Here is a 14,080-nt window from a genome sequence, read left to right as displayed (position 1 = left end):
GCCCGAGCGCGGTTTCGTTTTCTATGGTGGCCCCGTCGGCCCCTCGCGACGCTAGGTTGAAAACTCCGCCAGGGCCGGAAGGCAGCAACGGTATCGACTGACGCGGGCGCCGAGGCCAGCCGGCGGGGTCACCGCCTTTTCGGGCATGCGATCCCCGGGGAATCACTCCCTAATCCGCGACGATGCCCAGCGCATCCGGTTCGCGGCCGGTGACCCAGTAGTCGACCACCTGCCAGCGCTGCGTGTCGATCACCGCGATCCTGTCGCCGCCACTGATCGCGACATAGGCACGCGGGCGGTCCGCCGCGACTGCAATCCCGATCGGCAACGCAGCATTGCCCAGCATCGTGGGCTGATAGGTCATGTCCTCGCGCGACAACGACAGGGAGGCCACCGGCACCCGGGTGCGCGTGTTGAATACGGCCAGTGTCGCCGCCCGTGCATTGGTGACGAATGCCAGTGCGCCATCGGGCGAGAACACGACCCGGATGGGGAAACCCTTGCTGCTCATGCGCCGCTTGACGACCAGCGTCCGGGGGTCGTGCACGGTGATGGTGCCGTCCTCGCGATTGGTCACCCAGACTTCGGCGCCATCGGGGCGGACCGCGACACCCTCCGCGCCCTTCCCGGCAGGCCGTTCCACGGTCTTCACGCCCGTCTGTAGGTCGATGCGGCTCAGCGTGCCGGCCTGGATCTTGGTGAGATAGGCCACATGCCCGTCTGGCGACACCGCCACCATGTGCCCGGTGCCGCCGCCCACTTCGATCTCGCGCACGATCTCGCCGCTCGCCACGTCGACCACCAGCAGGCTGGCCGATCCTTCGGTGGTGACCAGCACCTGACGGCCGTCCGGCAGGAAACGGAGCCCGTGCGGGGCGCTGTGCTGTCCAAGATCGATGGAGCGCGTTGGCTTGCCGCCCCGCAGGTCCAGCACCGAAAGCGAGTTGCCAGATTCCGCGGCACCGTAATTCGTCACCACGGCGAGACGGCCATCCGGCGCCACCGCGATTTCGTGCGGCGCCGCGCCGGTGCGGAACTCGCCGATCCTGCGCCCGTCGCGCAACGACAGGCGCCAGACGGTATCCGCGGACTTGTTGCCGACAAGAAGTTCCGCCGCGCGACCGACCTGCGCGGCGAGGCAGGTGACCGCAGCCAGACCCGCAGAAAGAAGAACGGTTCGCAGGGGACTCAAGGCCCGTCTCCCATCGGATGCAGCCAGTCCGCATCACCCTCACGGTAATGCTCCCGCTTCCAGATCGGGACGCGCTGCTTCACTTCATCGATGATGTAGCGGCAGGCATCGAACGCGGCGCCGCGGTGCGCAGCGCTCACACCCACCCATACCGCCAGGTCCCCTATAGCGAGCGCGCCCACGCGATGCACGCAGCTCGACGCCACCACATCGAACCGCGTCATCGCTTCGGCCAGGATGCGCCCGCCCTCGATCTCGGCCAAGGCGGCATAGGCTTCGTAGTCGAGGCCATCCACCGCACGCCCGGCATGATGATCACGCACCCATCCCTCGAAGCTGGCATATCCGCCGGCGCGCGCATCGATGAGGGACCCGCGCAGTGTGGGCACGTCGAGTGGAACCTCGGAGAGTCGGAAACTGTGCACCCTCAGCCTCCACTCACCGGGGGAATGAAGGCGATCTCGCTGCCCTCCGTGGGTGCATCACGCCAGTGGGCGAACTCGCCATTCATCGCCACCCGCAGATGTTCGCGCGGCCAGGCGATGCCATGCCGTGCCTGCACTTCGGCATAGAGCCCGGCGAGATCATGGGCGCTGGTATCGACCGTCTCGCTGGCAGCGCCTGCGCGCTCGCGCAGGCTGGCGAAATAGAGCAATGTCACGGTGACCATCAGATCCTTCCCACGTCGTGCTTGCCGCCCCGCTTGCCCACCAGCTTCGCGGGACCCAGAACGATGGCATGCGACAACGCCTTGCACATGTCATAGACCGTCAGCGCGGCGATCGTGGCGCCGGTGAGCGCTTCCATCTCCACGCCGGTCCGGTGGACTGTGCGCACGTGGCAATCGATGCGCAGCGCGGACTCCCCGTCCCAGTCCACGGTCAACCGGCAGCCGTCGATCGGCAGCGGATGGCAGAACGGGATCAGCTCGTGGGTGCGCTTCACGGCCATCGTGCCGGCGATGATGGCGGTGTCGACAATGCCGCCCTTCGCGCTGCGCAAGCGGTTCTGCCTGAGCTGGCGTGCGACCTCCGCCGGGAAGCGTACGCGGCAGGTGGCACGCGCTTCGCGTGCGGTGGCTTCCTTGCCGGATACATCCACCATCGCGGGTCGGCCGTCGGCGTCCAGATGGGTCAGGGCTTTGCGAGGCATGCGGATCCTGATGATTCAACCGCCGATAAGATACATCTCGACACGCCGCCGGTCCCGCACTTCCGGGCTGCCGCGGAGTTCGCTGTAGCGGTCGCCGCGTGCGCTCCATAGCCCCGCGACATGCGCGGCCAGCACCTCCTCGCCCTGTCCCACCATCGCGCGCAGGTCGGCGCCTTCCGAGGCGAACAGGCAGGTGAAGAGCCGGCCATCGGCCGACACGCGTGCCCGGTGGCAGTCGCCGCAGAACGGGGTACTGACGGAGCTGACGAAACCGAGTTCACCGCCCCCGTCGTCGAAGGCATAGCGTTCGGCCACTTCGCCGCGATAATCCGCCTGCAGCGCATGCAGCGGCCAGCGCGCGCCGATCCGATCGCGCAGCACGGAGGACGGAACCATCCGGTCGCGACGCCAATCATTGCTGTCGCCGACATCCATGAACTCGATGAAACGTACCACGTGTCCCGTGCCGCGGAAGCGTTCGACCAGCGGCAGCACCTGCGCTTCGTTGACGCCACGCTGGACGACGACGTTGATCTTGAGGTGGGTGAACCCGGCCGCCGTGGCCGCCTCGATACCGGCCAGCACATCGCCTACCTGTCCGCGTCGCCCCGACATATCGGCAAACACTTCGGGGTCCAATGCATCCAGGCTGACCGTGATGCGCCGCAGGCCCGCATCGTGCAGCGCACGCGCCTGTGTCGAAAGCAACATGCCATTGGTGGTCAGCGCGATGTCTTCAAGTCCAGCGATGCCCGCCAGTCGCCGCACCAGGTCGGGCAACCGCTTGCGCAGCAGCGGCTCGCCACCGGTCAACCGGAGCTTGCGCACGCCGAGCCGTGCGAAGGCGCGGACCAGCGTTTCGATTTCGTCGAAGGAAAGCCGCTGCGAGGCGTCGGTACCGTAGTCCTCGGGCACGCGGTCGGCCGGCATGCAGTAGCCGCACCGGAAATTGCAGGCATCGATGACCGACAGGCGCAGGTCGTGCAACGGCCGTCCCAGGAGATCACGTGGCAGTGCGGAGATATTCACGGCAGCATCGTCGGGAGGGGCTGCGCCAGCGGGATCACCTCATCGGGCATCGCCACGCGATGACCACGGGCGCGCAGTGCCACACCTTCTTCCGCACTCGCGTAGTGGTACAGCACGCAGCGGGCCAGCAAGGACGCCGGGTATTCGCGTTCCAGATCGTCGATACCGCTGTGCGAAGGGTTGCCGTGCAGCGCGCAGTCGTGGGCAATCAGTTCACCGGCATCGGCGTGGCGCGCCAGCATCTCCGGGATCGGGCGCGTGTCGCCGGTCCAGACCACGCTGCCGCGCAGACGCAGTCCGAATGCCGTATCAGGCCAGTGATGGCGCACGGGAAACACCTCCAGCCGCTGGCCGTCATGCCAGAACGCGTCGCCCACCGGCACCAGGTGGAACGCATCCCAGAAGTTCGCACCGCCCTCGGCCAATACATTCGGGTAACTGGCGATGCGCTGATGCAGCAGCGGCACCAACGGTGCCGGGACATAGAGGCGGACCTTGCCCCGCCGCGCGGCGTCGAAATAGCTGGCCACGAACAGGCGTTCGAAACCGGCGACATGGTCCAGGTGCAGGTGGGTGACGAAGACCGCATCGGGCATCGCGCCATAGCGGGCCTGGTACGCCGTCAGCCCTTCGCCGCCGCAGTCGATCACCAGCCAGGGCTGCCCACCGCGTTCGAGCGAGGCCATGGCCGAACCGAGTTCGACGGCGCTGGCGTTGCCGACGCCCAGGAAGCGTAGCGCCCAGTCCATGTCAGTAGCCTCGCGACCAGGCAAGGTCGTAGGCGCGGCGCAGGTGCGCGAACTCGTGATCCACTTCGTCCGCGCTGCGTTCGCCGCGCAGCTTGAGCAGGGAGCGCTTGAGCCGCGCCAGGTTCTGCTCGCGCCAAGCCGTGGCCGGGATGCGCAACCGGCCGCGGTCGAAATCGATCAGCCAGCCATGCCCGCTCCCGTCGAAGAGGATGTTCTGTGCGTTGAGGTCGGCGTGGTCCAAGCCCGCGCGATGGAAGCGCGCCACCAGCTTGCCGGTGCTTTCCCATGGCGCATGGCCATCGGTCTGGCCCGCGATGTCGGCCAGCGTGCGCACCTCCATCACGCGCTCCAGAAGGATGGCGGCGCGATAGAACATGCCGTCGCGCACATAACTCGCGGCCACCGGGCGTGGCACCGGCAGTCCGCGCGCCAGCAGCGCGCGCGTCAGCCGGAATTCGGCGAAACTGCGTGTGCGGTCCGGGCCGTGCCAGAGGTAGCGGTCCCGGCTGAAACGCGCGGCCAGGCCGCCACGCCGATAGTGGCGCAGCACGCACTGGCTGGAGGGTGCATCGATGAACCAGGCCCCGCCCCGCCCACCACTGTCGACCGGACGGGCGCGGTCTCCCCACTTTTCCGGTGCGAACCAGTCGGGATCCGCTTGCCGCAGGTGTTTGCGGTCGAACAGAATCGCACCGTATCCGCTGCCTTCGCGGAACGGCGTCAGGGATTCCGAGGCGTCAAATCCGACCATCCAGCGAGTCTAACAACACTTGTCCACGATTCCCCAATCACTCTGCCTGCTTCGCCTGTCCGCACTCGGCGACGTGACCCATGTCGTGCCGTTGGTGCGCACCCTGCAGCGGCACTGGCCCCGGGTGAACCTGCATTGGGTGATCGACAAGGGCGGATTCAAGCTGCTTGAAGGACTGGAGGGCGTGACCTTCCACACCTACGACAAGAAGACCGGGCTGGCCGGCATGCGGGCCTTGCGCCGCGCGTTGCCTGCCGGAGGATTCGACGCATTGCTGCAGATGCAGGTAGCGCTGCGCGCCAACCTGTTGTCCGCCTTCATTCCTGCCAGGCGCCGGATCGGCTACGACCGCAGCCGCTCGAAGGACCTGCATGGCATCGTCATCAACGAACGCATCCCTGACCGGCCCGGCATCCACGTGCTCGACGCGATCGGAAGCTTCTGCGAACCCCTCGGCCTGAAACAGACCGATGTGGTGTGGGACCTACCGGTACCCGCTGACGCGCACGCCTGGGCGGCCGCGCAGTGGAGCGCCGACGGGCAACGCACGCTGGTGATTTCGCCCTGCTCCAGCCACGAACGGCGCAACTGGTACGCCGACCGCTACGCCGCAGTGGCCGACCACGCCGTCGCGCAGGGCTGGCGCGTCGTGGTGTGCGGAGGCCGCAGCGACCTGGAGCGACGCACTGCCGACGCGATCATCTCGGCCATGCGCTCGCCGGCACTGGACTTGGTAGGCAAGGACACCCTCAAGCAGCTGCCGGCCCTGCTGGCGCGCGCGGACCTGGTGATGACGCCGGATTCCGGTCCCATGCACATCGCCAACGCGATGGGTACGGCCGTGCTGGGATTGCATGCAGCCAGCAACCCGCTTCGCAGCGGCCCCTACTCCAGCATCCGCTATTGCGTGGATCGCTACGATGATGCCGCGCGCCGCTACAAGGGCCGGCCGGCCGCGGCACTGAAGTGGGGAACCAAGATCGAGCACGATGGCGTGATGGAACTGATCACCGTGGAAGACGCCATCGCCGCCTTCGAACGTCGCCGCAACGATCTTGACGGGTAGCCCGGGGTCCTGTCAGGACGTGCTGCCGCCCCGGTAGTCCTGGTACGACTTCTCTTCCACGTAGCTGGACCCCAGCGCGAGGTTGATCGCCTTCTTGATCCGCGCCCGCTCATCGTTCTCGATATAGACGCTGCGGGCCAGGCGAATGAAATCCTCGTCGAATGCCTGCGCCTTCTCCTTCAGGCGTACATCATCCTCGATCACCCACAGGCGCTCGTTGACGGCCTTCAGCTGGGCCCGCAGTTCGGCGATGTTGTGGCCGGCGACCGGATGCGCCATCCAGCTGTGTTCCAGCGCAGCCAGTTCATCGCGCACGTGGGCGAGCTTGGCGGGGTCGCTCATGCGCTCGGACTTGATCTGGAGAATGGCGATCTTGTCCAGCAGCTCACCGAAGGAAACGGGGACGAGGATTTCGGACATGACGGCTCCCGGGCAAAGAATGCCATTCTAGGCGCAGCCGCTTGCGCGGGCAGCCGCGGGGGCGCTGGATTCCACGCCCAGCAATGCAAAAGCCCCCTTGCGGGGGCTTTCTTGAAACTGGCGGAGAGGGAGGGATTCGAACCCTCGATACGCTATTAACGTATGCCTGATTTCGAGTCAGGTACATTCAACCACTCTGCCACCTCTCCGGTGGCCCCGGGCTTCCCCGGGGCCGTGAATGATACGTGGCGGACCGCATCCGGACAAGCCGACGGCCCCGATCCGCATCACCTCGTCACTCCGCCTGCACCTGGATGAACCCTTGTTGCCCTTTGGAAGCACATCAACCTTGCCCGATGTCCTGTCCGACCGGATCATTGCGTAAGACCGGATAGGCGAAATCCGTCCGAACAGACAGGGCACCATGATCGAATTCGGCCACATCTCCCACGTCGGGCTCCGGCGCGAGCTCAACGAGGACACCTACTACGGCGACAGCGAGCTCGGGCTCTGGCTGGTGGCCGATGGCATGGGAGGCCATGCCTGCGGTGAGGTGGCCAGCGCGCTTGCGCGGGAGACCATCGTGCGCGAGATCCGCGACGGCACGCCGCTGGCCCAGGCCATTCGGATCGCCGACGAGGAGATCATCCGCACGTCGCGCCGCCGCAACGACACCCTGCCGATGGGCACCACCGTGGTGGCCGCCCGCATCCAGGGCAACCGGTTCGAAGTGGCGTGGGTCGGCGACAGCCGCGCCTACCTGTGGCGGGAAGGCCAACTGGCGCAACTGAGCCAGGACCACAGCTACGTGCAGGAACTGATCGCGCAGGGCGCGCTCACCAGCGAGCAGGCCCGCACCCACCCCCACCGCAATGTCGTCACCCAGGCTTTGGGCGTCACCGACCCCAACCATCTCAACGTGGAAACCATGACCGGCGAACTCCGGCCCGGCATGCAGCTCCTGCTATGCAGCGATGGGCTGACCGAAGAAGTGGATGACCGCAGCATCGCCGCGACGTTGAAGTACGACGACTGCAGCGCCCAGGAATGCGTGGATACCCTGATCGCCGCCGCGCTGGATGGCGGCGGTTCGGACAACGTCACTGCCGTCCTGGTGCGTTGCCACTGACGCATCAAGGGCCGCTCAACCGGCCTCGAATGCGGGCGGGTCCCACAGGCACCGCCCACCCGCCTTCTTCCGCAGGGTCGCCAGGCGCGCTTCGTGCGCGGCCAGTTCGTCCGCCGTTGGCGACACGCGCGGACGCGCGCCTGCAATGGCCGAATCGAACTGATGCACGACCATCGTGGAGGTTCCGGGCGCTGCATCTTCCGCTCCCCCGAACCCGATTTCGCTCTGGCCGGCGGTGAGGTTCAGGTACACGTCGCACAACAGCTGGGCGTCCAGCAGGGCGCCGTGCAGCTGACGGTGGGTGTTGTCCACGCCCAGCCGCTTGCAGAGCGCGTCCAGCGAGTTGCGCTGGCCGGGATAGCGTTGCCGCGCCAGCAGCAGCGAATCTTCGACGGTGACGCGGTCGGCCAGGCGGCCGTAGTGCTCGCCCAATCGCGACAACTCGTAATCCAGGAAGCCCACGTCGAAGGCGGCGTTGTGGATCACCAGCTCCGCACCGTCGATGAAGGCCAGGAACTCGTCCGCGATGGCGGCGAAGAGCGGCTTGTCGGAGAGGAACTCCAGGCTGAGCCCGGTGACTTCCGCCGCTCCCTGCTCGAATTCGCGCTGCGGGTTGATGTACTGGTGGTACGTACGCCCGGTGGGTCTGCGTTCCAGCAGTTCGACGCAGCCGATTTCGACCACCCGGTTGCCTTTCCTCCATTCCAGGCCGGTGGTTTCGGTGTCGAGGATGATCTGGCGCATCAGGCGTTGGCTTCCGTAGGGACGTTCAGGTGAAACAGGTCGAGCGCATGCTCGACGTGCGGCAAGGCGACCATTCTCTCGAATTCGAATCCCAGCTTCTGCAACAGGCCGATGGAGGCTGCGTTGTCCGGATTGACGATGGCCTGCAGCCGGGAGATGCCGAGCCGGGCCCTCGTATCGGCGATCACCGCGCGCGCCGCCTCGCCTGCGTAGCCCCGGCCGCAATGATCTGGCAGCAGTGCATAGCCCAGGTCCGGCCCATCCAGACCCTCTCGCCGCACCAGCCCGCAGTTTCCGATCAGCACCCCGGTGTCCTTCAGCTGGACGGCGTACATCCCGAACCCATGTTCCGCATAGCTGCGCAGGGCGCCGTTCCGCAAGTAGTCGCGCGCCTGCTCCAGCGTGCGTACGCCACGGTCCGCGATGTTGCGGATGAAGGCGGCATCGTTGAGCAGTGCCAGCATCAGCGCTGCGTCGGCGTGCGCGTCATCGGACATGGCGTACAGGCGCAATCGGTCTGTCTGGGCGACGACCTGTCCCGGCAGGAGCGGCGCGGTCACGCCACGGCGCCGCTGCGGAAACGTACGGCCGCGTTGCGCGCAAGCACGTCCACGCGTTCGTTGTCGGGGTCGCCGTTGTGGCCCTTGACCCACTTCCAGTCGATCTTGTGGCGAGCCGTGGCCGCGTGCAGGCGCTCCCAGAGGTCGCGGTTCTTCACCGGATCGCCGCCGGCGGTCTTCCAGCCGCGCCGCACCCAGCCGGGCATCCATTCGGTGATGCCCTGGCGGACGTATTGCGAATCGATGTGCAGCGTGACTTCGCAGCCTTCCGTCAACACTTCCAGCGCAGCGATGGCAGCCATCAGCTCCATGCGGTTGTTGGTGGTCTGCGCCTCGCCGCCGACCACTTCGCGTTCCTTTTCGCCGTAGCGCAGGAGCGCTGCCCAGCCACCTGGGCCTGGATTGCCCAGGCAGGAACCATCGGTATGGATGCTGACGTGCTTCATGTGTCCTCTTGGTCGAATGTCAGGCTGCGGGCGCGGTGCGCCACGCGCGCGCCACCGGCGCGGGGGGGATCAGGCCGGCCACGCGCTTCTCCGCCTCCAGCAGGCGGGCGGCGCGGAACGGCGCAGGGCCGTTGCCGGGGGCGTCCGGCATGCCGCGCCAGACCGGGCCGTAGTACAGCACGTGCTGCGACATCGTCAGCCCCGCCGCCGTCAACTGGAGGCGCCACTGGTCCAGCGCACGCGGCTTCAACCCGCTGCCGCGCCAGCGCAAGCGGTACGGGCTCCATGGGTTGAGGACGAACAACCACAGGCGCCCCCCGGGTTCCAGCACCCGGGCACATTCCTGCAACAGCGGTTGCGGATCGCCAGCGTCCAGCGTGTGCTGCAGCACAATCACGCCCACGGCCTCGGTTGGCAGCGGCAAGGGCAACCCGCACTGGACGGGCCCGGACAGGCGGTGCGAGCCCGCTGTCGCCCTCAGCCGCAACCCGCGCGTCGCGGGGACGGTGATGGACGGGTCTGCGCCCTCCGGCAATACCCAGAGCCAGGGCTGGGGGATGCGACTGGTGAGCGCCTGGTTCACCCGAGCATGCTCCGACGCGAGGATCGGCCCGCCGCAGCCCGTCCCGAACCACGCCAGGGCATCGGGTTGACGGGTAAACGCGAAGGCAGGCATGTTCGGATTGTAGAGGACGCCGCGCCCGGCCGTCCGTTCCCGCCTGGAGCCCGTCCGCCGATGCGCCTGCTTGCCCTGCCCGCCTTCGACGACAACTATATCTGGGCGCTGGTCGACGACGACGGCGACGCGCTCGTGGTGGATCCCGGCGACGCGGCGCCTGTGCTGGCGGCCACCGGCAACGGCTTGTGGCCCGCTGCGGTGCTGATCACCCACCATCACGCCGACCATGCGGGTGGTGTTGCCGCGCTGCGGGACCGCTGGCCGACGCTGCCGGTGTTCGCGCCTGAAGACGAACGCATTCCCGATGCCACGGAGCGCGTGGGCGACGGCAGCGTGGTCGAGGTGAAGCGTTGGCGACTGTCGGTACTGTCGGTCCCCGGCCACACCCGCAGCCATATCGCGTTCCACGGGGGAGGCAGCGAGGGTCCTCCCCACCTGTTCTGCGGGGATACCCTGTTCAGCCTGGGCTGCGGTCGACTGTTCGAAGGTACGCCGGCGCAGATGCTCGCATCGCTGGAACGCCTGGCCGCCTTGCCGGGCCCGTCGCTGGTCTGTTGCGGCCATGAGTACACCCTGGCCAACGCCGCTTTCGCCGAAACCGTGGACCCGCACAACCGGGCACTGCGCCTACGCATCCAGGAAGCCCGCGCCATGCGCCATGCCGGCCGCCCCACCCTGCCCACCTCGCTAGCCAGCGAGGTGGCAACCAATCCCTTCCTGCGGGTGGACGACGAAGCCGTGCATGAGGCGGTCACGCATCGCCTTGGAAGGCCGCCTGCCGACCGGGTGGAAACGTTCGCGACACTGAGGCAATGGAAGAACGATTTTCGCGCATGAGCAGACGCAACCGAATGCACCGGGCGATCCTCGCCGCCGGCCTGGCCATCATCGCCCACCCAGTGATGGCCACCGATCCTGCGCCCTCCGTCGAGACGCAGGCGCCAATGCCAGAAGCGCCAGCGGTCGATCCGCTTGCTCCCGCGAGCCTGCCCGCCAAGCACCAGCGCAGCGGCCTGGATATCTACCAGCGCTTCCGTGATGGGCTCGCCGATCCGGAGTGCGACAGCCAGGCAACGAATGGTCGCTGGAAAAAGCACTTCAGCCATGCGCCAGGCCAGCTCGCCAGCGCACAGGAAGACCTGCTGCCGCTGTTCGGCTACGTGGTCGATGCCCTGCGCGATGCCCACCTGCCCACCGAGTTCGCGCTCATCCCGTTCGTCGAAAGTGGCTACAAGCCCGGTGCGCGCAACCCCAGCGGCCCAGCGGGGCTGTGGCAATTCATCGGCATCACGGCCCGCAACCACGGCGTCCCCATGCGCGAGGGCTACGATGGACGGCTGTCTCCGGTGGACTCCACGCAGGCGGCCATCCGCTACCTCAAGACATTGCACGGCATGTTCGGCGGCGACTGGAGGCTGGCGGTGATGGCCTACAACGCGGGGGAATACCGGGTGCTGCAATCCATGCGCCGCGCAGGCATGAACGCACGCAATGCAAAGCCGGCGGAATTGCCCGGCCTCTCCGGCATCACGTACGCCTACGTGGAGAAGCTGCACGCGCTTGCCTGCATCTTCCAGCAGGCCGACGACCGCGATGCATGGCTCCGACAGCTGGACCGCCCGGTACCACGATTGGCGGCACACACGCTGCCAGGGGATGCCACACTGGAATCCTGGGCGCGCAGCCAGCAACAACCCGCCACGCTTCTCAAACGCCTCAATCCTGCGCTTGCAGGCCGCTTCAGCCGCGGAACGAAGCCCTTGCGATTGCTCGCGCCCGCCATCACCGGCGACGACAGCGCAACCGGCGTGAGTGACACCCCTGCCGCTCCACCCGCCGTAGCCAGCGCGGACATGCCTGGCAGCGAACCCGCGCCTTCACGCACGCACGTTGTGAAAAGCGGCGAGTCGGCCTGGGCCATCGCGCGCCGGTACGGCATTCCCACCGCGCACCTGCTGCGCGTGAATGGCCTGAAAGTGGACGCCGTCCTTCGCCCCGGCATGGTGCTGAAGCTGGACGACGATCCGGCCTGATACGCGGGCCGGGCTGAAAAAAATCCCGCCGTTCGGCGGGATTCTTCATGGAGCGAGGGATGCCCGGCTCAGTCAGAGCCGCTCTTCGAACACTTCGACCTTGAAACGCTTGCGCAGCGCATCGACGTACGCCTGTGTCGCAATGCCGCCGTTCAACTGCGTCATTTGCTGCTGCATCGTCGCGCGTTCTTCGGGCGGCATGTCGGCAATCGCGCCTTCCGTCACCTTGTTGACGGTGAAGATGGCGTATGCACCATCACCCAGCGCCACCTTGCCCGCCGTCACCTTGCCCCCAGCCGGGCGCGCAGCGGCGAAGATCGCTTCGTTCGCCTCGGCCGTCGGCATCGGCATGCCACGACGCAGGCCGGGCAGCTCGTTGTAGCGAAGGCCATCGGCCGCAGCGATGGTCGCCAGCGATTCGCCCTTCTCAACACGTGCGACCAGCGCGTCCGCTGCCGTCTGGGCGGCCTTCTCGCGGCGATCGGCACGGATGGCGACCACTACGGCGTCACGCGCCTTGTCCATCGGCAGCGCCTGTTCCGGTGTGTGCTGGGTGACCCGGATGACGACGCTGTGGTTGGGCGCTATCTCGATCGGATCGCTGATGGTGCCGTCCTGGACCAGCGTGTCCGAGAAGGCGGCACGCAACACGGCCGGTACGGTCGCGATGCCCTGGGGATCGGTGCGCGAGAACGGACCGACCTTCTGCAGCGGCAGCCCCGTGGCCTGCGCGGCGGGGGCGAGCGCGGTCGGATTCTTCAGCGTTTCATTGACCACACGGCCAGCCAGGTCGTTGAACGCGCGATCACGCTCACTGTTGGCTTCTTCCGCCGCCAGTTCCTCGCGCACTTCCTCGAAGCTGCGACCGGTACCGCCCGTGACCTGCTTCAACTGCAGCACGTGGTAACCGAAGTCGCTCTTCACCGGCCCGCGAATCTCACCGGCCTGCATGGCGAACGCGGCGTCCTCGAAGGGCTTCACCATCGAACCGTCTTTCGCGAACGGCGGCAGCTCGCCCCCCAGGTCCTTCGAACCCGGGTCCTCGGAATTGGCGCGCGCCAGCGCCGCGAAGTCGGCGCCTTCACGTGCCTGCTTGGCCAGTGCAGCAGCCTTTTCTTCCGCCTTCTTCTGCGTGGCGGCATCGGCGTTAGCGTCAACCGCGATCAGGATGTGCGCGACGACGCGCTGCTCGGGCGAAACGAAACGCGACTTCTCCGCGTCGTAGCGCTTGCGCAATGCAGCCTCGTCGGCCACTGCTGCGACCGGCAGCGCGGCACCATTGATTTCCAGATACTCCAGCGAGACCTGCTCCGGCTGCTTGAAGTCGTCCTTGTGCCCGTCGTACCAAGCCTTGATATCCGCATCGCTGACGGGCGTGGCGTCTTCCGCGGCCGGCGGCAACAGGGCAATGCCTATGTCGCGCGTTTCGCCCAGCAATTTCCACATGCGCTCCTGCTCGCCCTCGGTGACGAAGTCGGAATCGCTGATCGCCTGGGGCACCAGCATCATGCGCAACCGTTCGCGTTGGTCTTCCTGGAACTTCAGCGGGGAGATCGCAGGCACCTGCGACGACAGCAGCATCTGGTACTGCTCCTGGCTGAACTTGCCATCGATCTGGAACGCGGGCTCGCTCAGGATCATTTTCTGCACGGCTGCATCGCCCACGACGATACCGGCGCGCTTGGACGCCAGCGCCAGCACCTTCTGGTCGATCAGTTGCTCGAGCACCTTGCGCTTGTTGTCGACACTCTCGAACTCGCGCGGATCGAACGCTTCACCCTGTGCCTGTCGCTGCTGCTGGCGCGCCTGCTCGAATGCGGCGCGGAATTCATCCTGGGTGACTTCCTCGCGCTGCCACAGCATCGAAGCCGGCCACCATTGTGGTGCCGACTCCCACCACGTCGGCGGCGCTTCGACCAGGGCCACGTCGCTGGCGGTGCCACCGGTCATGTACTCGTTCACGCCGACGAAGGCGAACGGAATGATCAGCAGGCCCAGGATCAGGCTGGCGACCCAGCCGGAGGTTTTGTCGCGGAGTTTCTGCAGCATGTGTGCACGGGGCTCGGATTCTTTCAGCCGCGAAGTTTAGCGTGCCGGGACAACGGCGTCTCGCCACCCGGCGGATCCCGC

The 14,080-nt window shown here is 67.0% G+C and carries 17 protein-coding genes, 1 tRNA gene and 1 other RNA gene; 5 read left to right on the top strand and 14 right to left on the bottom strand.

What is annotated here, in order from left to right; translation table 11 throughout:
• Positions 1–32: 32 nt before the first annotated feature.
• Positions 33–129: signal recognition particle sRNA small type (gene ffs, locus FB548_RS07145), an RNA gene on the top strand.
• A gap of 40 nt (positions 130–169) precedes the next feature.
• Here ffs and FB548_RS07140 read toward each other — a convergent pair.
• From FB548_RS07140 to FB548_RS07110, 7 genes are read right to left on the bottom strand one after another with little or no spacing between them, the layout of a single operon-like run.
• A complete protein-coding gene (locus FB548_RS07140; RefSeq protein ID WP_142123997.1) occupies positions 170–1,192 on the bottom strand; it encodes a beta-propeller fold lactonase family protein in 1,023 nt (340 codons plus the stop codon).
• The gene (locus FB548_RS07135) at positions 1,189–1,617 is read right to left on the bottom strand and encodes a molybdenum cofactor biosynthesis protein MoaE (RefSeq protein WP_255470359.1); all 429 of its coding nucleotides are present in this window, start codon (positions 1,615–1,617) and stop codon (positions 1,189–1,191) included. The genes FB548_RS07140 and FB548_RS07135 overlap by 4 nt, the downstream gene beginning before the upstream one ends.
• A 2-nt stretch (positions 1,618–1,619) precedes the next feature.
• Entirely contained in the window at positions 1,620–1,865 is a 246-nt protein-coding gene (moaD, locus tag FB548_RS07130) for a molybdopterin converting factor subunit 1 (protein ID WP_185742021.1), read from the bottom strand.
• The gene (gene moaC, locus FB548_RS07125; RefSeq protein WP_142123994.1) at positions 1,862–2,344 is read right to left on the bottom strand and encodes a cyclic pyranopterin monophosphate synthase MoaC; all 483 of its coding nucleotides are present in this window, start codon (positions 2,342–2,344) and stop codon (positions 1,862–1,864) included. Before moaC ends, moaD begins: the two co-directional genes overlap by 4 nt.
• A gap of 15 nt (positions 2,345–2,359) precedes the next feature.
• Positions 2,360–3,373 (bottom strand): GTP 3',8-cyclase MoaA, encoded by a 1,014-nt coding sequence (gene moaA / locus FB548_RS07120; RefSeq protein ID WP_255470358.1) that lies wholly within the window; start codon positions 3,371–3,373, stop codon positions 2,360–2,362.
• A complete protein-coding gene (locus FB548_RS07115; RefSeq protein WP_142123993.1) occupies positions 3,370–4,122 on the bottom strand; it encodes an MBL fold metallo-hydrolase in 753 nt (250 codons plus the stop codon). The genes moaA and FB548_RS07115 overlap by 4 nt, the downstream gene beginning before the upstream one ends.
• Position 4,123: 1 nt before the next feature.
• Positions 4,124–4,873 (bottom strand): 3-deoxy-D-manno-octulosonic acid kinase, encoded by a 750-nt coding sequence (locus tag FB548_RS07110; RefSeq protein ID WP_142123992.1) that lies wholly within the window; start codon positions 4,871–4,873, stop codon positions 4,124–4,126.
• A gap of 19 nt (positions 4,874–4,892) precedes the next feature.
• On the opposite strand from FB548_RS07110, the gene FB548_RS07105 reads away from it, so the two are divergent.
• A complete protein-coding gene (locus tag FB548_RS07105) occupies positions 4,893–5,939 on the top strand; it encodes a glycosyltransferase family 9 protein (RefSeq protein ID WP_142123991.1) in 1,047 nt (348 codons plus the stop codon).
• Between the two features lie 12 nt (positions 5,940–5,951).
• Here FB548_RS07105 and FB548_RS07100 read toward each other — a convergent pair whose 3' ends face one another.
• Positions 5,952–6,359 carry a DUF6165 family protein gene (locus FB548_RS07100; protein WP_142123990.1) on the bottom strand — a complete coding sequence of 136 codons (408 nt, stop codon included), beginning with the start codon at positions 6,357–6,359 and terminating at the stop codon, positions 5,952–5,954.
• Positions 6,360–6,477: 118 nt separating this feature from the next.
• Positions 6,478–6,568: transfer RNA gene (locus FB548_RS07095), tRNA-Ser, on the bottom strand.
• Between the two features lie 215 nt (positions 6,569–6,783).
• Here FB548_RS07095 and FB548_RS07090 point away from each other — a divergent pair.
• Positions 6,784–7,488: a PP2C family serine/threonine-protein phosphatase gene (locus FB548_RS07090; RefSeq protein WP_142123989.1), complete on the top strand. Its 705-nt coding sequence runs from the start codon at positions 6,784–6,786 to the stop codon at positions 7,486–7,488.
• A gap of 15 nt (positions 7,489–7,503) precedes the next feature.
• On the opposite strand, the gene dnaQ is transcribed toward FB548_RS07090, so the two are convergent.
• The 4 genes from dnaQ to FB548_RS07070 are packed head-to-tail and all read right to left on the bottom strand — an operon-like array spanning position 7,504 to position 9,914.
• Positions 7,504–8,232: a DNA polymerase III subunit epsilon gene (gene dnaQ, locus FB548_RS07085; protein WP_142123988.1), complete on the bottom strand. Its 729-nt coding sequence runs from the start codon at positions 8,230–8,232 to the stop codon at positions 7,504–7,506.
• Positions 8,232–8,792: a GNAT family N-acetyltransferase gene (locus tag FB548_RS07080; RefSeq protein ID WP_255470353.1), complete on the bottom strand. Its 561-nt coding sequence runs from the start codon at positions 8,790–8,792 to the stop codon at positions 8,232–8,234. Before FB548_RS07080 ends, dnaQ begins: the two co-directional genes overlap by 1 nt.
• Complete coding sequence (gene rnhA, locus FB548_RS07075; RefSeq protein WP_142123987.1) at positions 8,789–9,238, bottom strand: ribonuclease HI; 450 nt, start codon at positions 9,236–9,238, stop codon at positions 8,789–8,791. The genes FB548_RS07080 and rnhA overlap by 4 nt, the downstream gene beginning before the upstream one ends.
• A gap of 19 nt (positions 9,239–9,257) precedes the next feature.
• Positions 9,258–9,914, bottom strand: coding sequence for a methyltransferase domain-containing protein (locus tag FB548_RS07070; RefSeq protein ID WP_142123986.1), 657 nt, complete (start codon positions 9,912–9,914; stop codon positions 9,258–9,260).
• 60 nt (positions 9,915–9,974) lie between these two features.
• On the opposite strand from FB548_RS07070, the gene gloB reads away from it, so the two are divergent.
• On the top strand, positions 9,975–10,754 hold the full coding sequence (gene gloB, locus FB548_RS07065) for a hydroxyacylglutathione hydrolase (protein ID WP_142123985.1): 780 nt from the start codon (positions 9,975–9,977) through the stop codon (positions 10,752–10,754).
• Between the two features lie 107 nt (positions 10,755–10,861).
• Positions 10,862–11,950: a lytic transglycosylase domain-containing protein gene (locus FB548_RS07060; protein WP_255470407.1), complete on the top strand. Its 1,089-nt coding sequence runs from the start codon at positions 10,862–10,864 to the stop codon at positions 11,948–11,950.
• Between the two features lie 72 nt (positions 11,951–12,022).
• Here FB548_RS07060 and FB548_RS07055 read toward each other — a convergent pair whose 3' ends face one another.
• A complete protein-coding gene (locus FB548_RS07055) occupies positions 12,023–13,999 on the bottom strand; it encodes a peptidyl-prolyl cis-trans isomerase (RefSeq protein WP_142123984.1) in 1,977 nt (658 codons plus the stop codon).
• Between the last annotated feature and the right edge of the window lie 81 nt (positions 14,000–14,080).

Source organism: Pseudoxanthomonas sp. 3HH-4 (assembly GCF_006716465.1).
GTDB lineage: Bacteria > Pseudomonadota > Gammaproteobacteria > Xanthomonadales > Xanthomonadaceae > Pseudoxanthomonas_A.
Note: the sequence above shows the minus strand (reverse complement) of the source record. Positions and strands in the feature narration are given on the sequence as shown.